Source organism: Streptococcus infantis ATCC 700779 (assembly GCF_000187465.1).
Lineage (GTDB): Bacteria > Bacillota > Bacilli > Lactobacillales > Streptococcaceae > Streptococcus > Streptococcus infantis.
In genome coordinates this window covers 748,083-764,557 of the sequence record NZ_GL732439.1, presented here as the reverse complement: position 1 = coordinate 764,557, position 16,475 = coordinate 748,083, and the positions used below count along the sequence as shown (strand labels likewise).

General features: G+C 39.2%; 15 protein-coding genes. 3 read left to right on the top strand and 12 right to left on the bottom strand.

The genetic code is table 11. The annotated features are described in order from the left end of the window. The 8 genes from HMPREF9423_RS06160 to HMPREF9423_RS06125 form a co-directional block, all read right to left on the bottom strand. A partial coding sequence (locus HMPREF9423_RS06160; protein ID WP_006148472.1) for a lysozyme family protein occupies nucleotides 1–601 on the bottom strand: 601 nt, incomplete at its 3' end. Further along, the gene (locus HMPREF9423_RS06155; RefSeq protein ID WP_006148471.1) at nucleotides 601–1,575 is read right to left on the bottom strand and encodes a nucleoid-associated protein; all 975 of its coding nucleotides are present in this window, start codon (nucleotides 1,573–1,575) and stop codon (nucleotides 601–603) included. The genes HMPREF9423_RS06155 and HMPREF9423_RS06160, both read right to left, overlap by 1 nt. A 6-nt stretch (nucleotides 1,576–1,581) precedes the next feature. After that, nucleotides 1,582–2,838 (bottom strand): serine hydroxymethyltransferase, encoded by a 1,257-nt coding sequence (gene glyA / locus HMPREF9423_RS06150; protein ID WP_006148470.1) that lies wholly within the window; start codon nucleotides 2,836–2,838, stop codon nucleotides 1,582–1,584. Next, nucleotides 2,835–3,281, bottom strand: coding sequence for a GNAT family N-acetyltransferase (locus HMPREF9423_RS06145; RefSeq protein ID WP_006148469.1), 447 nt, complete (start codon nucleotides 3,279–3,281; stop codon nucleotides 2,835–2,837). Before HMPREF9423_RS06145 ends, glyA begins: the two co-directional genes overlap by 4 nt. A 1-nt stretch (nucleotide 3,282) precedes the next feature. Next, nucleotides 3,283–3,885 carry an L-threonylcarbamoyladenylate synthase gene (locus HMPREF9423_RS06140; RefSeq protein ID WP_006148468.1) on the bottom strand — a complete coding sequence of 201 codons (603 nt, stop codon included), beginning with the start codon at nucleotides 3,883–3,885 and terminating at the stop codon, nucleotides 3,283–3,285. Continuing rightward, nucleotides 3,869–4,705 (bottom strand): peptide chain release factor N(5)-glutamine methyltransferase, encoded by an 837-nt coding sequence (prmC, locus tag HMPREF9423_RS06135; RefSeq protein ID WP_006148467.1) that lies wholly within the window; start codon nucleotides 4,703–4,705, stop codon nucleotides 3,869–3,871. The genes HMPREF9423_RS06140 and prmC overlap by 17 nt, the downstream gene beginning before the upstream one ends. Further along, nucleotides 4,705–5,784: a peptide chain release factor 1 gene (gene prfA / locus HMPREF9423_RS06130; RefSeq protein WP_006148466.1), complete on the bottom strand. Its 1,080-nt coding sequence runs from the start codon at nucleotides 5,782–5,784 to the stop codon at nucleotides 4,705–4,707. Before prfA ends, prmC begins: the two co-directional genes overlap by 1 nt. Before the next feature lie 2 nt (nucleotides 5,785–5,786). Next, complete coding sequence (locus HMPREF9423_RS06125; RefSeq protein ID WP_004252774.1) at nucleotides 5,787–6,371, bottom strand: thymidine kinase; 585 nt, start codon at nucleotides 6,369–6,371, stop codon at nucleotides 5,787–5,789. Nucleotides 6,372–6,493: 122 nt separating this feature from the next. On the opposite strand from HMPREF9423_RS06125, the gene HMPREF9423_RS06120 reads away from it, so the two are divergent. Next, a complete protein-coding gene (locus tag HMPREF9423_RS06120; RefSeq protein WP_001117401.1) occupies nucleotides 6,494–6,676 on the top strand; it encodes a 4-oxalocrotonate tautomerase in 183 nt (60 codons plus the stop codon). Nucleotides 6,677–6,803: 127 nt separating this feature from the next. Beyond that, a complete protein-coding gene (gene mnmE, locus HMPREF9423_RS06115; RefSeq protein ID WP_006148465.1) occupies nucleotides 6,804–8,177 on the top strand; it encodes a tRNA uridine-5-carboxymethylaminomethyl(34) synthesis GTPase MnmE in 1,374 nt (457 codons plus the stop codon). A 394-nt stretch (nucleotides 8,178–8,571) separates the two neighbouring features. On the opposite strand, the gene hemH is transcribed toward mnmE, so the two are convergent. Continuing rightward, nucleotides 8,572–9,666, bottom strand: coding sequence for a ferrochelatase (gene hemH / locus HMPREF9423_RS06110; RefSeq protein ID WP_006148464.1), 1,095 nt, complete (start codon nucleotides 9,664–9,666; stop codon nucleotides 8,572–8,574). A gap of 154 nt (nucleotides 9,667–9,820) precedes the next feature. On the opposite strand from hemH, the gene pepT reads away from it, so the two are divergent. Continuing rightward, on the top strand, nucleotides 9,821–11,044 hold the full coding sequence (gene pepT / locus HMPREF9423_RS06105; protein ID WP_006155834.1) for a peptidase T: 1,224 nt from the start codon (nucleotides 9,821–9,823) through the stop codon (nucleotides 11,042–11,044). A 26-nt stretch (nucleotides 11,045–11,070) separates the two neighbouring features. On the opposite strand, the gene HMPREF9423_RS06100 is transcribed toward pepT, so the two are convergent. From HMPREF9423_RS06100 to HMPREF9423_RS06090, 3 genes are all read right to left on the bottom strand, one after another. Next, entirely contained in the window at nucleotides 11,071–14,397 is a 3,327-nt protein-coding gene (locus HMPREF9423_RS06100) for a pneumococcal-type histidine triad protein (protein WP_006148462.1), read from the bottom strand. Nucleotides 14,398–14,404: 7 nt separating this feature from the next. Beyond that, nucleotides 14,405–15,307 carry a metal ABC transporter solute-binding protein, Zn/Mn family gene (locus HMPREF9423_RS06095; RefSeq protein ID WP_006148461.1) on the bottom strand — a complete coding sequence of 301 codons (903 nt, stop codon included), beginning with the start codon at nucleotides 15,305–15,307 and terminating at the stop codon, nucleotides 14,405–14,407. Between the two features lie 215 nt (nucleotides 15,308–15,522). Continuing rightward, a complete protein-coding gene (locus HMPREF9423_RS06090; RefSeq protein WP_025170178.1) occupies nucleotides 15,523–16,434 on the bottom strand; it encodes a bifunctional riboflavin kinase/FAD synthetase in 912 nt (303 codons plus the stop codon). Between the last annotated feature and the right edge of the window lie 41 nt (nucleotides 16,435–16,475).

The following is a 16,475-nucleotide window of genomic DNA, read 5'->3' as shown; positions in this document are numbered from 1 at the left end:
AAAATAGATTAAAAATTTTCATAATATAGAGATTTAGCTGAACCTGTCTAGAGTAATAATAGTTTCCCCCATCCACATAAAGTTCTCCACCTTGAAAAATAGAAATAGGATTAATGTAGCGATAGGTTTTCCCTGTTGTATTTCCTAATATAGGCGCAACTGTATCTCTGGAGTATTGCTTAGCTAGTACAAGAGTATTCTTTTTCCCATTCTGGGCGATAAAATCGATATAAGCAGGTCCAAAGTTATAAGCTTGAATGGCTGTCCAGACATCCACTCCTTTTTCTTGAGCTAGATAGAGATTTTCTGTCAAGGTTTGAACCCCTTGCCGAATACTACTTGCATTATCGTTTATGGTATCAGTAGAGCCACTAGCAGATTCACTTGACTGCATCACGTCTCCTTCTTTACCCTTAGTTTCTGTATAAATCATGGCGAGCACAAGCTCTTCGTTTGCTGGGGTATCTCTTTCATTCAAGATTTCGCGAACCATGGGTTGGTAGGTCATGACTTGTTTGACATCCTGACGAATCAGATAAGCTTTATATCCAGCGAAAAGGAAGACTGCTAGTACCAGCATTCTTCGTATAAATTTAAACATTATTTATTTTGTATATCCTCGATGTTTTTGATTAAGATAGAATAGGTTCCATTATCGTTTTGAATGAACTCAACCGATTCCGCATCTTGATAGACATTGTTTGGTACGATGAGTTCAATCCCGTTTGACAAGGAAAGTTTCTGATTCTCAAATCTCTTTAACTGACGACTGGCATCAATCTCATCAAACTGTACTGGCTCTGGTACTGCTTCTTTGACCTGGTCAATGAAGCTAAGTCGAGCAGTAAGATTATTGTCAAAAAGATCATTGGCTAATTTTTCTGGAGAAAGCTCATTATTCTCTTCAAGATTATTGAAAATTGCTGATTTTACCTTGGATTGAAATTGAAAATCATCTGTGTTAAAGGTTTCGGCAATCTTTTGAGCCGTTTTTTCTAGTTCCTTAATGGATTTCTTAGGTGAAATCTTTGGTTGTGCTTGAATAAGATTCTCAGAAAAATAGTTTAAAAAGGCTCCATTATACTTGATACGTTTTTCAATCAAGTGATACTTGCGACTTTGAAGATTAACAACCAGGGCTTCATCTGCTCCAGTTCCAAACCCAGGTAAGTTATTCTGAGTCAGTTTGATTGGATTGTCAACCTCGCCACCCAAGTGTGTCAAGGTTTCACGCAATGCAATTCGTAGAAAGGCAAAATGGTCTACTCCCTCTTTTGAAAACTGGACAAAAACCAAGTCATTAGTCTTTTGGTTTTCAGATACAGAGAATTCCTCTTTCCAGAGATTAGCAATTGTAACAGATGTTTCCATTAAATCTTCTGTGATGTGATTGAAAAAAGGATTATCCTCTTCAAAAATACCAGTTTTAGCATCATCCGAATACACACGTTCCACTTTTTTACGCAAGTATTCCTCGATTTTAGGAGTGATATTGAGAAACTTATCCGCCAAGAACAACTCTGTGTCATCAGGACTGAACTGATGGATGATAGCTTTCTTGATATAAATATCCATAAAATATTAGTCCTCGTATAATGGGAAGGCATCTGTCAAGGATTTGACTGCACTTCTCACTTCTTCTAAGACAGCTTCGTTTTCTGCATTCTTAAGGGCTTTAATAATAAGTTCAGCAACTTGACGGCTTTCTTTTTCACCAAAACCACGAGCAGTAATTGCTGCCGCTCCGATACGAATACCACTTGTCTTGAATGGTGACAATGTTTCGTAAGGAATTGAGTTTTTATTAAGGGTAATGTTGACCTCATCCAATAAGTTTTGGGCTACTTTTCCACTTTCTACAACCTTTGTGACATCCACTAAGAAGAGGTGGTTTTCAGTACCACCAGAGATAATACGGAAATCAGGATCTTGCTGGAATACTTCAGCCATAGCCTTGCTGTTCTTGATGACATTAGCAGCATATTCTTTAAAGGCCGGATCCAATACTTCTTTAAAGGCTACAGCCTTAGCAGCAACAACATGCTCTAATGGTCCACCTTGGATACCTGGGAAAATCGCGGAATTGATTTTCTTAGCAAGGTCTTCGTCGTTAGTCAAAATCAACCCCCCACGTGGTCCACGAAGAGTTTTGTGAGTTGTTGTCGTTGTGATATGTGCGTATGGAACTGGATTTGGATGAAGACCAGCTGCCACCAAGCCAGCAATGTGAGCCATGTCGACCATGAGTTTTGCGCCCACAGCATCCGCAATTTCACGGAATTTTGAGAAATCAATGATGTGAGAATAGGCTGAGGCACCAGCTACGATAAGTTTTGGTTGCACTTCCTGGGCTTGTTTCAAGATGGCGTCAAAGTCCAATAGCTCTGTCTCAGGATCAACGCTATATGAAACGAAGTTATAGGTTTGACCTGAGAAACTGACAGGAGCTCCGTGAGTCAAGTGCCCGCCAGCAGCTAAATCCATCCCCATAACAGTATCACCTGGTTCAATCAAGGCCATGTATGCTGCACAGTTAGCTTGACTTCCTGAGTGAGGTTGGACATTGGCAAATTTAGCACCAAAGATTTCTTTTGCACGTTCAATAGCTAGACTTTCGATAACATCCACTACATCAGTACCACCATAGTAACGACGTCCTGGATAACCTTCAGCGTATTTATTAGTCAAGATAGAACCTTGCGCTGCCATTACAGCCTTAGATACAACGTTCTCTGAAGCGATTAATTCAATATTGTTTTGTTGACGTTCCTCTTCTTTGGCAATGGCATTCCAAAGTTCTGCGTCATATGTTTTAAAATCATCTTTGTCAAAAATCATAGGTCTTCTCCTTTTAGTAATTTAATAAACCGTTTCTGCATTTTATCACAGGTATAACCAACTTTTTCGTAAAAAGCATGCGCACCTATACGATGATCTGCAGAGTTTAAGCGGATAAAGTTATAGCCACGTTTTTCTGCTTCCTGTTCCAATCCTTGGAGCAAAACTTTCCCGATGCCCTTACCTTGCATTTGGGGTACCACTGCTAAAGCCAAAATATTAAATCCGGCATTAGAATAAAGGGATTCATAAACCTCAGCATGTACATACCCAAGTATGTCATGGCTGGTCGGTTCCTCAAACCCCAGTAGGAAATGATGTGAGTCTTGGGATAATTTTGCTAGTTGACTAGCCGTTTCCTCAGGGCTGAAATCATAACCTAAAGCATCTTTGTTAATCTCATGAATCGATGCAACATCTGTTGCTTTCAAAGCACGTAGCATATCATACCTCCTCAAAAGGAATTTCAGGTATCTTGGCAAGGATATCTTCTCGAGTTATCGAACCTTGGCGTAGAATTCTAGCCTTACAAGCAGTCAAATCTAAAATAGTCGAATCTTGACCTGTTAAAAAAGCATCATCTTCTATTCCCAAAACCTCTTGTCCAAAGTCTTTTAAAATTTCTTCAAAGCTAGCACCACTAGCTTGACCCGAGATATTTGCAGACGGGCCGATTAAGGGACCAAACTCACGAATCAATTCTAGAGTTATAGGGTGACTGGGCATGCGAAATCCAACAGTCATCAAGTCTGAATTGACCCAGTAAGGGACCTTGTCATTAGCTTCTAGGATAATGGTCAATGGACCAGGAAGAAAACTATCAACAAGTTTTTGTAAATAAGGTGGCTGATTCTTAGAAAAGTTCAAGATATCGTCTAGATGAGCGACATTGAGATTAAGTGCCTTGTCTCTAGGGCGACGTTTAAGCTGGTAGACATGGTCAACAGCCTTTTTATCCAATGCTTTTGCAAAGAGGCCATAAACTGTTTCGGTCGGCAAAACTACAGCTCCACCTTTTTCCAACTCTTGCTTAATTTTCTCCATCATCAATGACTACCATCCTATCTTGGCCAAATTGGTCTTTGAGCGTTCGAACTCGCTTCTCGGGAAAATTTTCCATAAAGAGAGCGGGCACACTTTGACCTTGTTTGTAGCCAATTTCAAGATAAATCTTACCACCATCATTTAGATAGTCCTTGGAGTCTTCCGCGATTCTACGGTAGATAGCTAGGCCATCCTCGTCAGCAAAAAGTGCCAAATGTGGTTCTGAATGCAAAACATTCAAGCCAACTTCTACCTCATCTGCTCGTGAAATGTATGGTGGATTGGATACAATTATATCATATTTTGCAGAAATTTCGGAGAAACAATCAGATTTGATAAAAGAGAGATTTAGATTTTGAGCGTTAGCATTCTCCAACGATAAGTCTAAAGCTTCCTGTGAAATATCCGCAGCTGTGACCGACCAATCTGGTCTATTTTTCGCTAAAGCAAGGGCTATTGCACCGCTTCCTGTTCCGATATCTAGTACTTTGAGATTGTCCTTTAGATTCTCGGCTAGGATGAGCTCCACCAACTCTTCTGTCTCTAGACGAGGAATCAAAACTCGCTCATCTACTTTTAATTGCATCCCAAAAAATTCAGCATGACCGATGATGTACTGGGCAGGTATATGTGCTGCTAATTTCTTGTAAATTTCCTCCACAAATTGCTTCTCTTCCTCTGTTGCTTCTTGCTGAAGGGTAAAGACGAAATCTGTAAAAGATAGATTTTTTAGGCTACGATAGACAAAGGAGAGGCTTTCTGCTTCCTCTCCTTGTACTATCAACTTTTCCTCAAAATCTTTAAAAATTTGAGCTAATTTCATTATTTGTTTAATTCTTCCAATTTTTGTGTTTGGTCATAAAGAACCAAGGCATCTACAACTTCATCCAATTTACCAGCTAAAATTGTATCAAGTTTTTGTAGAGTCAAGCCGATACGGTGGTCTGTTACACGGTTTTGTGGGAAGTTATAGGTACGGATACGTTCTGAACGGTCACCAGTACCGATAGTAGACTTACGCTCAGCATCTTGCTCATCTTGAGCGATCTGAGCAAAGTGGTCTGCCACACGCGCACGAATAATCTTCATGGCCTTCTCACGGTTCTTCTGCTGGGTACGTTCTTCCTGCATCTCAACCTTGATATTGGTTGGCAAGTGAACGATACGAACGGCAGTCGCAACCTTGTTGACGTTCTGTCCACCAGCACCTGATGCGTGGTAGATATCAACACGTAGGTCTTTCGGATCAATATCGTACTCTACTTCTTCTACCTCAGGCATGACAAGGACAGTTGCTGTCGAGGTATGAACACGACCTTGGCTTTCTGTCACTGGGACACGTTGCACACGGTGGGCACCAGACTCGTACTTAAGCTTAGAGTAAACAGACTGACCAGAAACCATGGCAACCACTTCCTTGAAACCACCGACACCGTTCATAGAGGCTTCCATGACTTCAAAACGCCAACCTTGGGCTTCAGCATACTTTTGATACATGGTTAGAAGGTCACCAGCAAAAAGTGCTGCTTCATCACCACCAGCTGCTCCACGGATTTCAAGGATGATGTTCTTGTCATCGTTTGGATCCTTTGGAAGAAGCAAGATTTTTAGTTTTTCTTCGTACTCTTCTTTTTCTGCCTTAGCATCCTTGAGTTCTTGCTTAGCCATTTCTTCCAAGTCAGCATCTCCGCCAGACTCTTTAATCATTTCTTCAGCGTCGACAATGTTTTGGAGGACTTGTTTGTATTCGCGGTAGGCGGTTACGGTATCACGAGTTGAAGCTTCTTCTTTTGAAAGCTCCATGAAACGCTTGGTGTCAGAGACCACATCAGGGTCGCTCAGCAATTCTCCTAACTCTTCATAACGGTCTTCTACAGCTTGTAGTTGATCATAGATATTCATTCTTATTGATTCTCCTTATTGATTTCAGGGGCAAAATAATGTTTACGGCAAACTGAGATATAGGTTTCATTACCACCTATTTGGATTTGTTCACCATCATAAACAGGCAGTCCGTCCTGCGTACGCAACACCATGGTCGCCTTTTTCTTACAATACTGACAAATGGTTTTGATCTCATCAATTTTATCTGCTAATAACAATAGATGTTTAGATCCTTCGAACAATTCATTGCGAAAGTCATTTTTCAAACCAAAAGCCATGACAGGTATGTCTAACTCATCAACAACGCGAGCTAAATCGTAAACATGATGACGCTTCAGAAACTGGGCCTCGTCGACAAGAACACAGTAGGGCTTTTCAGGTAAATCTCGAATAAATCCAAAAATATCCGTAGTATCATCGATAGCAACTGCTGGTCGCTTCATGCCAATCCGACTCGACACATAGCCTATACCGTCTCTTGTATCCAGAGCCGAAGTCATGATAACAACTCCCTTTCCTTGCTCCTCATAGTTATAGGCTACCTTGAGAATCTCGATGGTCTTTCCTGAATTCATGGTCCCATAACGATAATACAACTGTGCCATGTTTCTATTTCACGTCCATTTCTAATTTTCTGCTACATTCTAGTATATCATATTTTCCAAAAGCTTTAAACGGCAAAATGTGGTAAAATAGAAGAAATCAAAAACTAGTGGAGGAAGCTATTATGCCATTTGTACGCATCGATTTATTTGAAGGGCGCACGCTCGAGCAAAAGAAAGCCCTAGCAAAGGAAGTAACTGAAGCTGTGGTTCGTAACACTGGTGCACCACAATCTGCTGTTCATGTCATCATCAACGATATGCCTGAAGGAACTTACTTCCCGCAAGGGGAAATGCGCACTAAGTAAGAGAGCTTAAGCAATACGCTTAGGCTTTTCTTTATAAGTGGCATTCGTTGAATAAAAAACTTTATTTTGTTACAATTTTAAGAGATATTAGTAAATAAAAAGCTTCAATTTTTAAAAAGGAATTAACATGATTACACGTGAATTTGATACCATTGCAGCAATCTCGACACCGCTTGGTGAAGGAGCCATTGGTATTGTCCGCTTGAGCGGAACAGACAGTTTTGCCATTGCGCAAAAGATTTTTAAAGGCAAAGACTTGAGTCAGGTCGCTAGCCACACACTGAACTACGGCCACATTGTTGACCCTTTGACTGGTAAAGTTATGGACGAGGTCATGGTTGGGGCTATGAAGTCTCCGAAGACCTTTACTCGTGAGGATATTATCGAGATTAACACCCACGGAGGAATTGCCGTGACCAATGAAATCCTACAATTGGCTATCCGTGAAGGGGCTCGCATGGCAGAACCTGGAGAATTTACCAAACGTGCTTTCCTCAATGGTCGTGTAGACTTGACTCAAGCTGAGGCAGTGATGGATATCATCCGTGCTAAGACTGACAAGGCTATGAATATAGCAGTCAAACAACTTGATGGATCCCTGTCTGAACTCATTAACAATACTCGTCAGGAAATTCTCAATACCTTGGCTCAGGTTGAGGTGAATATCGATTACCCTGAGTATGACGATGTGGAAGAAGCCACTACTGCTGTTGTCCGCGAAAAAACTATGGAGTTTGAACAACTCTTAACCAATCTTCTAAAGACAGCCCGTCGTGGGAAAATCCTCCGCGAAGGAATTGCAACGGCCATCATTGGTCGTCCTAACGTTGGGAAATCAAGTCTTCTCAACAACCTCCTACGTGAAGATAAAGCCATTGTAACCGATATTGCGGGTACTACGCGCGATGTCATCGAAGAATACGTTAATATCAACGGTGTTCCACTGAAGTTGATTGATACAGCTGGTATTCGTGAAACGGATGATGTCGTGGAACAAATTGGTGTTGAACGCTCCAAAAAAGCCCTCAAGGAAGCTGATTTAGTACTTCTTGTCTTAAACGCCAGCGAACCACTAACCGCTCAAGACCGACAACTTCTTGAAATTAGTCAAGATACCAACCGTATCATCCTACTTAATAAAACTGACCTACCAGAAGCGATTGAAACTTCTGAGCTTCCAGATGATGTCATCCGTATTTCAGTCCTTAAAAATCAAAACATTGATAAGATTGAAGAACGCATCAATAACCTCTTCTTTGAAAATGCTGGCTTGGTCGAACAAGATGCTACCTATCTATCCAACGCCCGTCATATTTCATTAATTGAAAAGGCAGTCGAAAGCTTACAAGCAGTTAACGAAGGTCTTGAACTGGGTATGCCAGTTGATTTGCTTCAAGTTGATTTAACTCGAACCTGGGAAATTCTTGGCGAAATAACTGGTGATGCTGCTCCAGATGAACTCATTACACAGTTGTTCAGCCAATTTTGTCTGGGTAAATAACATAAAAACTAGGTCAATAAAATGCTAGTCACCTAAAAAGAGGTTGGGACAAAAAGATCCCGACCTCACTTTTTATTATCAATCATAATTTGACGTGGTAGCTGATTGAACTTTTTGTTCGTCTTTTAGACTCCAAAAAGCTCCTAATCAACCTCGCGGGGCTGAAACTACGAAATCAAGACTTTGTCTATCGATTTCTGTCCCACCGCCTTTTCTTTCACCTTCTAAGTTATATCCTACCTTAGCAGAAATCTGAAACAAACCTTATACTCAATGAAAATCAAAGAGCAAACTAGGAAACTAGCCGCAGGCTGTACTTGAGTACGCCAAGGCGACGTTGACGCAGTTTGAATTTGATTTTCGAAGAGTATTACCAGTTCTTTTCTATTTTCACTTAGTCTTTAGGTAATTTGCCAGCTTTTTCAAGCATTTTTTTGATTAAATAAGGCATCTTGACATTTTCACGACCTTTTTTCTCAATTAATTTTTTAACAAATTCTGGCATTTGTAAGTCTTGTGATTCATCTAAAATATTCTTAGTTTCCTCCGAAGGGACTAATTCATCAAAGGTTTCTTCTTCTGGGAGGAATTCTCTAAATTCTTCATGTTCGTTAGCTCGGACAATATTGACCAAAGCATCAATCAAACGAGAATCTGTATTTGGCATTGGTGGACGATGGTAGTTCACCTCCAATTCCTGACACAAGTCATGACATTCCACATCGTTGTCAAACAAGACTTCAATATGCTCACTGATAAAACTAATAGGTACAAAAATATAATGCTCTGGATGTTCTTCCTGTTCTCTAAGATACTCTAAGACATCTGGTTTAATCCAAGGAATACCAATATCACTTTCGCTCTGCCAAGTGTTGGTATATTGCTCTGGTTTCAAGCCTAATTTCTCAGCAATTAACTTGCTATTTTCGAAAATCTGGTCGATATAGGGATCACCAAAATCCAAGGCAAAAATGGGCACACTGTGGGCAGAAAAGATGACTTTAAAGCTATCCTGTTTCACCTTTTCTTTTAAAATTTTAGCAATTTCAGCTGTCCAATAGTTTAATAGTGCTTCTTCTTGATACCAGTCCTTAATAACTAAAAACTGAATTTGTTTGCTTTCCAGAAACTTTTCGTACCCCATGACAGAGTAAAAGGAATAGTGTGGCTCCAAAATCAAGCAAATACACTTTTCAATTCCATCTGCCTCCATTTGCCGAATTACATCTGGAATAAAAGGGGTTGAAAATTTATTGGCAAAATAGACACTATATTCATTTCCTAACCTAGCTTCTACCAAGGCAACTTCTTCACGGGTAATTTTTTGAAGTGGAGTTCCTCCAATTCGAACATAATTATCATAAAGGGTTTGAATCTCGTGGTCTTGAGGTCGAACTCCTCGACGAATGTTGGTAAAAAAGTCGGCTACTCCTTCAAAGGTAATCTCTTCTGGTGAACCAAATGTCATCATTAAAATTGCTTTTTTCATCTCTGCATCCTTGTGATATTTTTATCTTTCTTATTGTATCACTAAAGAAGCTATAAGTAAACGCTAACATAAGGGTTTTATCTCCCTTTTGACTTTTGTTTTTCTCTTCTTTCTATGATACAATGGTTTTAAAAGAAGGAAAAAAGGAGTTATGATGAAATACCCTACATTACTAGAGCGTTTTTTAACTTATGTTAAGGTTAACACACGTTCAGACGAAAATTCTACTACTACACCAAGCACTCAGAGTCAAGTAGACTTTGCGACTAATGTCCTCATCCCAGAAATGAAACGTGTCGGTTTGCAAAATGTCTATTATTTGTCAAACGGTTTTGCTATCGGTACTCTTCCAGCTAATGATCCTAGTTTGACTCGTAAGATTGGTTTTATATCCCACATGGATACGGCTGATTTTAATGCTGAAGGTGTTAACCCGCAAGTTATTGAAAACTACGATGGTGGTCTTATCGAACTAGGTAATTCTAGTTTCAATCTAGATCCAGCTGATTTTAAGAGCTTAGAGAAATATCATGGACAAACATTGATTACTACTGATGGAACTACCCTTCTCGGTGCCGATGATAAATCAGGTATCGCCGAAATCATGACAGCCATCGAATACTTAAATGCTCATCCTGAAATTAAGCACTGCGAAATTCGTGTCGGCTTTGGACCTGATGAAGAAATCGGTGTTGGTGCCAACAAATTTGATGCAGAAGATTTCGATGTCGACTTTGCTTATACAGTTGACGGTGGACCTCTTGGTGAACTTCAATACGAAACCTTCTCTGCTGCAGGTGCTGAACTTCACTTCCAAGGCCGTAATGTTCACCCAGGAACAGCTAAGGGTCAAATGGTTAATGCTCTCCAATTAGCTATTGACTTCCACAACCAACTCCCAGCTGGAGACCGCCCAGAATTGACTGAGGGCTATCAAGGTTTCTACCATCTCATGGATGTATCTGGTAGTGTTGAGGAAGCGCGTGCTAGCTATATCATTCGTGACTTCGAAAAAGAAAACTTTGAAGCGCGTAAAGCTGCTATGCAAGCTATCGCTGATAAGATGAACCAAGAACTTGCTAGCAATCGTGTAACCTTGACTTTGACAGACCAGTACTACAACATGAAGGAAGTCATTGAAAAGGATATGACTCCAATCACCATCGCTAAATCAGTAATGGAAAGTCTTGATATTACACCAATTATCGAGCCTATCCGTGGAGGAACAGATGGTTCTAAGATTTCCTTTATGGGAATTCCAACGCCGAATATCTTCGCTGGCGGTGAAAACATGCATGGCCGTTTTGAATATGTCAGCCTTCAAACAATGGAACGTGCAGTTGATACCATCATTGGTATCGTATCTTACAAAGACTAAAAAAGAAGTAGCATTGCTACTTCTTTTTAATTTACTTCTTTGTCACTTATTTCAGGACTTGTAGTTGTTGAATGTGAGCTTGGTTCTACTTGCTCATCAGTGCTTGCTTGACCTGGTGTTTCTTGTTTTGCTTCAACAGGTGTTTCTTGACTTGGCATTGCTTTAGATCTAAGCTCTTGATTTAACAAGACTATTTCTTGGGCAACTGCTAGAAGAGCCTGCTTATCCTTACTTGCTGCTGCTAGTTTATCAAACAAGGCATCTACTTTTTCAAAGTCAGCATCTGAACCATTATTCATCTCCAAATAGCTATGGAGAGCAATGACACCGTTATAGAGTTTTTGGTAAAGAACTAAAACCTCTGGGTCTTGTTTCGAATTGTCACGTTCATTTTGGATTGTTAGTGAAATACGTTTCAAAAGATCTTGAACCTGTGTATTTAATTCATCAAGGTCTGCGTCTTCTTTCTCCAAAGCAGCCTTCAGATTTTTCACTTCGTCAGAGAGTGAAGCTTTAACCCCCTCCTCATTGACTTGATTCACTAATTCTTCAGCTTTTGTTAGTAACTCTCCTACTTGCCCTTTTAAGACATGGTTACTTTGTTCCTCAGGTTTGAGATCATCATACAAACCTTTTAAGAACTCATAAACTGCAGTTTTAGCACTGTGTCCATCCACTTTTTCTGTATCTAAGATTGTTTCAGAAGTCTTGCTTGCAACTGGCTCATTTTTCAGTGCTTCCTCTACTTCCAGTTTTGTTTGGTAGATTTCTGGGAAGAGTTTGTTCAAGTCAGTTGCCTTAAGGAAGGATTGTGACTGATAAAGTGTCCACGTTAGGTTAGCAACTTTATCTCGTAACTTGTCATTTAAGCGCCCGTCAGATAGATGTTGGTAGAAATACTTGATGTATTCTACTGTTGTAACTCCAGTACGGTCATTAAAATCTTGCAAAGCTTGTAACTTAGCTTCAACTGCATCTAAACCTGCTTCATCTTGGGCTAGCTTATTTTCTTGAAGCTGAGTCAATAAATCCTTCTTAGGAAGTCCATAAGCATCTGTGTCTAAGGTATTAATCTTATCTACTAAAGCTTGATATTTCTTGTCTAAAGGACTAATTTCTGTTGGTTTGACACTTGAGTCAATGTGAATATACTGCTTATCAAACAAATCCAAAGCTGCCAAATAACCTGCAGTAGAGTTGGTTGATAGCTTCTTCATATTCTCAGAAAATTGCCCCAAAGCAAGTTCAATCTGTCTTTGTAAAATTGGTTTATCTTTATAAACTTCGCGACTTTCTGCCAAGAGTTGATCAATCTTATACTGGACTGCTTTTTCATCAAAAGCACCAGGTTGGTAAGTTGACTGTAACGCAGGAATTTTGTTTTTTAGAGCAACTTCATAGCCCTTGGTTTGAACTTTAATATAGTGGTTGTGGTCTCCATGAGGAATGACGAAACTACTATTTTCAACCTGCAAGCTATAAGGAGAAACACCATCACGTAGAGCCGTTGTATAGAGTTCGTTTAGGAAATCAAGTTCTGCATCTCCAGTTTGAAGCGGAATACGAACGTGTTCCTTACGAACAGCATAAGGGTGAATGTGAGTTGGGTCATAAGCCTGGTCTGGATTACCAAATACAAAGAATCCATTTGAAATTCTGATAGCCTCAAGAGGAACGCCATATGTTTTAGAAATATAAGCTATTTTTTCTTCATCACTGGCATCTCGAGAGAAACTTTCAACCGTCTTGGCAAGAGGTTTAACAGGTTCTGTCTGCTGATGGCCATGAAGATGGTCTTGTGCAGCCTTAATCTGCTCTGCTGATAAATCTTTCTTAAAGAAATAATGGGCATGGTCTCCATGTGAAACTACAAAACCTTGCTCATCTTCACTTATCACTCGATCTGCTGCAAAGCCATGATCGTGTTCTTCCTCATGATGGTTTCCATGGTTATCATGATGGTGTTCTTCTGGTTTACTACTGTGGTTATCTGGGCTAGTTTCTGAATGTTTATTGCCGTACAAGTGATCTTGGGCAGCCTTAATTTGATCAGGTGATAAATCTTTTTTAAAGAAGTAATGATTGTGATCGCCATGAGAAACGACAAATCCTTTATCATCTTCACTTATCACTCGATCTGCTGCAAAGCCATGATCGTGTTCTTCCTCATGATGGTTTCCATGGTTATCATGATGGTGTTCTTCTGGTTTATGACTGCTATGATTATCTGGGATAGTTTCTGAATGTTTATTGCCGTACAAGTGATCTTGTGCGGCCTTAATTTGATCAGGTGATAAATCTTTTTTAAAGAAGTAATGATTGTGATCGCCATGGCTCATAACAAAACCTTCTGAATCTTCACTTATAATTCTATTTGCATCAAAACCATGATCGTGTTCCTCTTCTTCATGGTGAACATGTGGTAACGGATTATTTGGTGTAGAATTAGAAGGACTTTCTAAGCTTGGAGTGTTAGATTGTGCTTGATGATTGTTAAGAGATGATTTAGGGATATAGTGATAGTGGTCCCCATGTCGTACGATATAAGCATCGCCAGTATCTCTGACAATATCATTAGGGTTAAAGACATAACCATCATCTGCTGCAGAAACACCATTATTCGGTGTCAGTGACAAGGGTTGACTGAGAGCTGAACTATTGCCAGATAAATAAGCCTTTGCGGCAGCTAATTCACCCGCTGACAGATCACTCTTAGGAATATAATGGAAGTGACCTCCGTGGGGAACGATATAAGCATCTCCTGTATCCTCAACGATATCAGAAGCGTTAAAGACATAACCGTCATCAGTTGTATAACGTCCTTGAGCTCTAGCTGCCACAACTTCCTTAGAATCATTTTTTTGGTCAGATGTATGCTCTTGTTTTTGTTTTTCAATTTGTTCTTTGGTACGAATATTTTCAGCTTGACTAGCATTTTTTAGGTAGACATAATATTTTCCATCAACTTTGATGATGTAACCACCTTTAATTTCGTTAACGATATGTTCATCACGCAATTGATAACTTGGATCTTTCATGACTAGTTCTTCACTAAAGATCGCATCGAAAGGAACTTTACCATTATAGTAATGGAAATGATCTCCGTGAGAAGTCACATATCCCTGATCAGTAATTTTCACAACAATTTGTTCGGCCTCAATGCCTTCCTTTTTGCTAACTTGATCAGGAGTCAAATTTTCGTTCTTTTTAGACTCATTCTTTTTCCCATCAACATAAGATACACGATTATCTTCCTTCTTCTCTGCTTCTTGGTGCTGATTTAAAACATAAGCACAAACACTAAGCGCAATAACTACTGCTGATCCAGCTAAGTATTTCTTTGTTTTATTCATAATTTCCTCATTTCAATTCTTCTGCTAGTATTGCAATATCCTCTTCTAAATTATCTAAATAAGACTTATCATTTTGTGGGTCTGCCTCTAAAGGATTGAGAGTTTTAAGACTCACACCTGTTGACTTGATAAGCGTTTCAGCTACTTTAGACGAAGCATTGCTCTCTGTAAAAATAGTTTTAACTTTATAGGTCTTAACAAATTCTTGGATTTCAGTCAGTTGTCTTGGGCTTGGTTCTTGATCAGGAGAAATACCAGAAATACCAAGTTGATTCAAGTCAAATCTCTTTGCTAAATAAGAAAAAGCAGTGTGTTGTGTCACAAACGTTCTTTGCTCCACTTTATCGAAGATAGGTTTATATTTATTTGTTAACTCATGAGCTTGATCAATAAACTTCTTCGCATTCGACTGATATTTTTCTTTATTCTCACTATCTAATTCTGATAATTTATCAGCAATAATTTGTGCTTCCTCAACTACCTTTTCAGGGTCTAACCAAGTATGAGGATCATAAAGACTTTTCTCATCCACACCTTCTCCTACTTTTATATCTTCTAAGCCAGATACTCTATCCAAGGTCATACCCTCAGATGCTTCTAGGACCTTAACCTTGGACTTTTGTAGACTTGGGTCTAGACTACCCGCCCAAAACTCTAAGGTATGAGAATGATAAACAAATACATCCGCATCGTAGATAGCTGCAATATCATTTGCTGACGGTTCATAAGAATGAATGCCTGAACTAGACTGAATCATTCTTACATCATTAAGATCACCAGAAACTGCTTTTACCATAGAATATACAGGATAAAAACTGGTAACTATTTTCATTCCATGAGATTCTTTGACATCATTTTGCTTATCTTGACTACAAGCTCCTAAAAATAAGGCAAGTACCGAAGATAGCATACATATTAGTATTATCTTTTTCACCAGAACTCCTTAACTAGTATTTAACCATTTAATTAACTAGTAAATATTCTACTCCTTATAATTTAAGATGTCAAGCTAGAAATTTAATTTTACCCAAAATTTTACCAATAGAAAAAATAAATCTAAGACTCTTAATCGACTACTTTTGAAAAACAAAAAGCTCGGACAATCATCCGAACTTTTTGATTCTTTTATTTTCTTGCCGCTTTTTCATCTTCTTCGAGTTGTTTGACCAGTTGTTCAATACCGTCAAATTTTACCATATCTCGGATACGATCTAACCAATAGACGGTCACTGTTTCACCATAAATATCTTCATCAAAATCAAAGATATTCACTTCAAAACGCTCTTCCTCTCCATCAAAAGTAACGTTCTTCCCGACACTGGCCATTCCTCGATAGAGTTTTCTCTTGATTTCGATATCAACGGTATAGACACCATCTGCCGGCATATAAGTACGATCCAAGAGCACGAGATTGGCAGTTGGATAGCCGATTGTTCGACCACGAGCATTGCCGTGTACGACTATTCCTCTTGTAGGAAGTGGACTTCCAAGCAGCTGACCTGCTTCTTTCACATTCCCTTCAAGGATAGCTTGACGAATACGAGTAGAGCTAATCTTTCCTTTTTCATCTTCTACAGGAGGTACTACGACTACTTCTCCATCAAAGATTTCTTTTAAATCTTCTGCTGATTTTCTATCTGAACCTAAACTATAGTCAAATCCAACTACAATGGTATCTGCTTTAACTTCTTTGACAAAAGTATCTACAAACTCTTGAGCTGTCATATTAGCGATACGACTTGAGAAGTCCATTAAATAAAGATTTTCGACACCAGCTCGTTTAAACTTACGTTCACGTTCTTCTGCATTCAGGATATGAAGTAAATTTTCTGGTGAATAGGGTTTTAAGGTTAATTTTGGTGATTCATGAAAGGTAATTAAAGCAACGCTTAATCTCTTCTTAGCAGCAATTTCACCAGCAATACTAAATAATTTTTGATGTCCAAGGTGGATACCATCAAAATATCCTAAAACGAGGACTGTTGAACCTGGTGTTGCAATGTCTTTTTCAGTTTTTATAGGTATTGTTACAATCATAGTCATATTATACCAGAAAGAAGAAGGCATTCAAAACATTA

Coding starts and splice junctions, on each gene's coding strand:
- prmC (WP_006148467.1), bottom strand. CDS start 4,705: ATGAAATTAGCTCAAATTTTTAAAGATTTTGAGGAAAAGTTGATAGTA.
- HMPREF9423_RS06095 (WP_006148461.1), bottom strand. CDS start 15,307: ATGCTATCTTCGGTACTTGCCTTATTTTTAGGAGCTTGTAGTCAAGAT.
- HMPREF9423_RS06155 (WP_006148471.1), bottom strand. CDS start 1,575: ATGGATATTTATATCAAGAAAGCTATCATCCATCAGTTCAGTCCTGAT.
- glyA (WP_006148470.1), bottom strand. CDS start 2,838: ATGATTTTTGACAAAGATGATTTTAAAACATATGACGCAGAACTTTGG.
- HMPREF9423_RS06120 (WP_001117401.1), top strand. CDS start 6,494: ATGCCATTTGTACGCATCGATTTATTTGAAGGGCGCACGCTCGAGCAA.
- HMPREF9423_RS06125 (WP_004252774.1), bottom strand. CDS start 6,371: ATGGCACAGTTGTATTATCGTTATGGGACCATGAATTCAGGAAAGACC.
- mnmE (WP_006148465.1), top strand. CDS start 6,804: ATGATTACACGTGAATTTGATACCATTGCAGCAATCTCGACACCGCTT.
- pepT (WP_006155834.1), top strand. CDS start 9,821: ATGAAATACCCTACATTACTAGAGCGTTTTTTAACTTATGTTAAGGTT.
- HMPREF9423_RS06090 (WP_025170178.1), bottom strand. CDS start 16,434: ATGATTGTAACAATACCTATAAAAACTGAAAAAGACATTGCAACACCA.
- HMPREF9423_RS06100 (WP_006148462.1), bottom strand. CDS start 14,397: ATGAATAAAACAAAGAAATACTTAGCTGGATCAGCAGTAGTTATTGCG.
- HMPREF9423_RS06140 (WP_006148468.1), bottom strand. CDS start 3,885: ATGATGGAGAAAATTAAGCAAGAGTTGGAAAAAGGTGGAGCTGTAGTT.
- prfA (WP_006148466.1), bottom strand. CDS start 5,784: ATGAATATCTATGATCAACTACAAGCTGTAGAAGACCGTTATGAAGAG.
- hemH (WP_006148464.1), bottom strand. CDS start 9,666: ATGAAAAAAGCAATTTTAATGATGACATTTGGTTCACCAGAAGAGATT.
- HMPREF9423_RS06145 (WP_006148469.1), bottom strand. CDS start 3,281: ATGCTACGTGCTTTGAAAGCAACAGATGTTGCATCGATTCATGAGATT.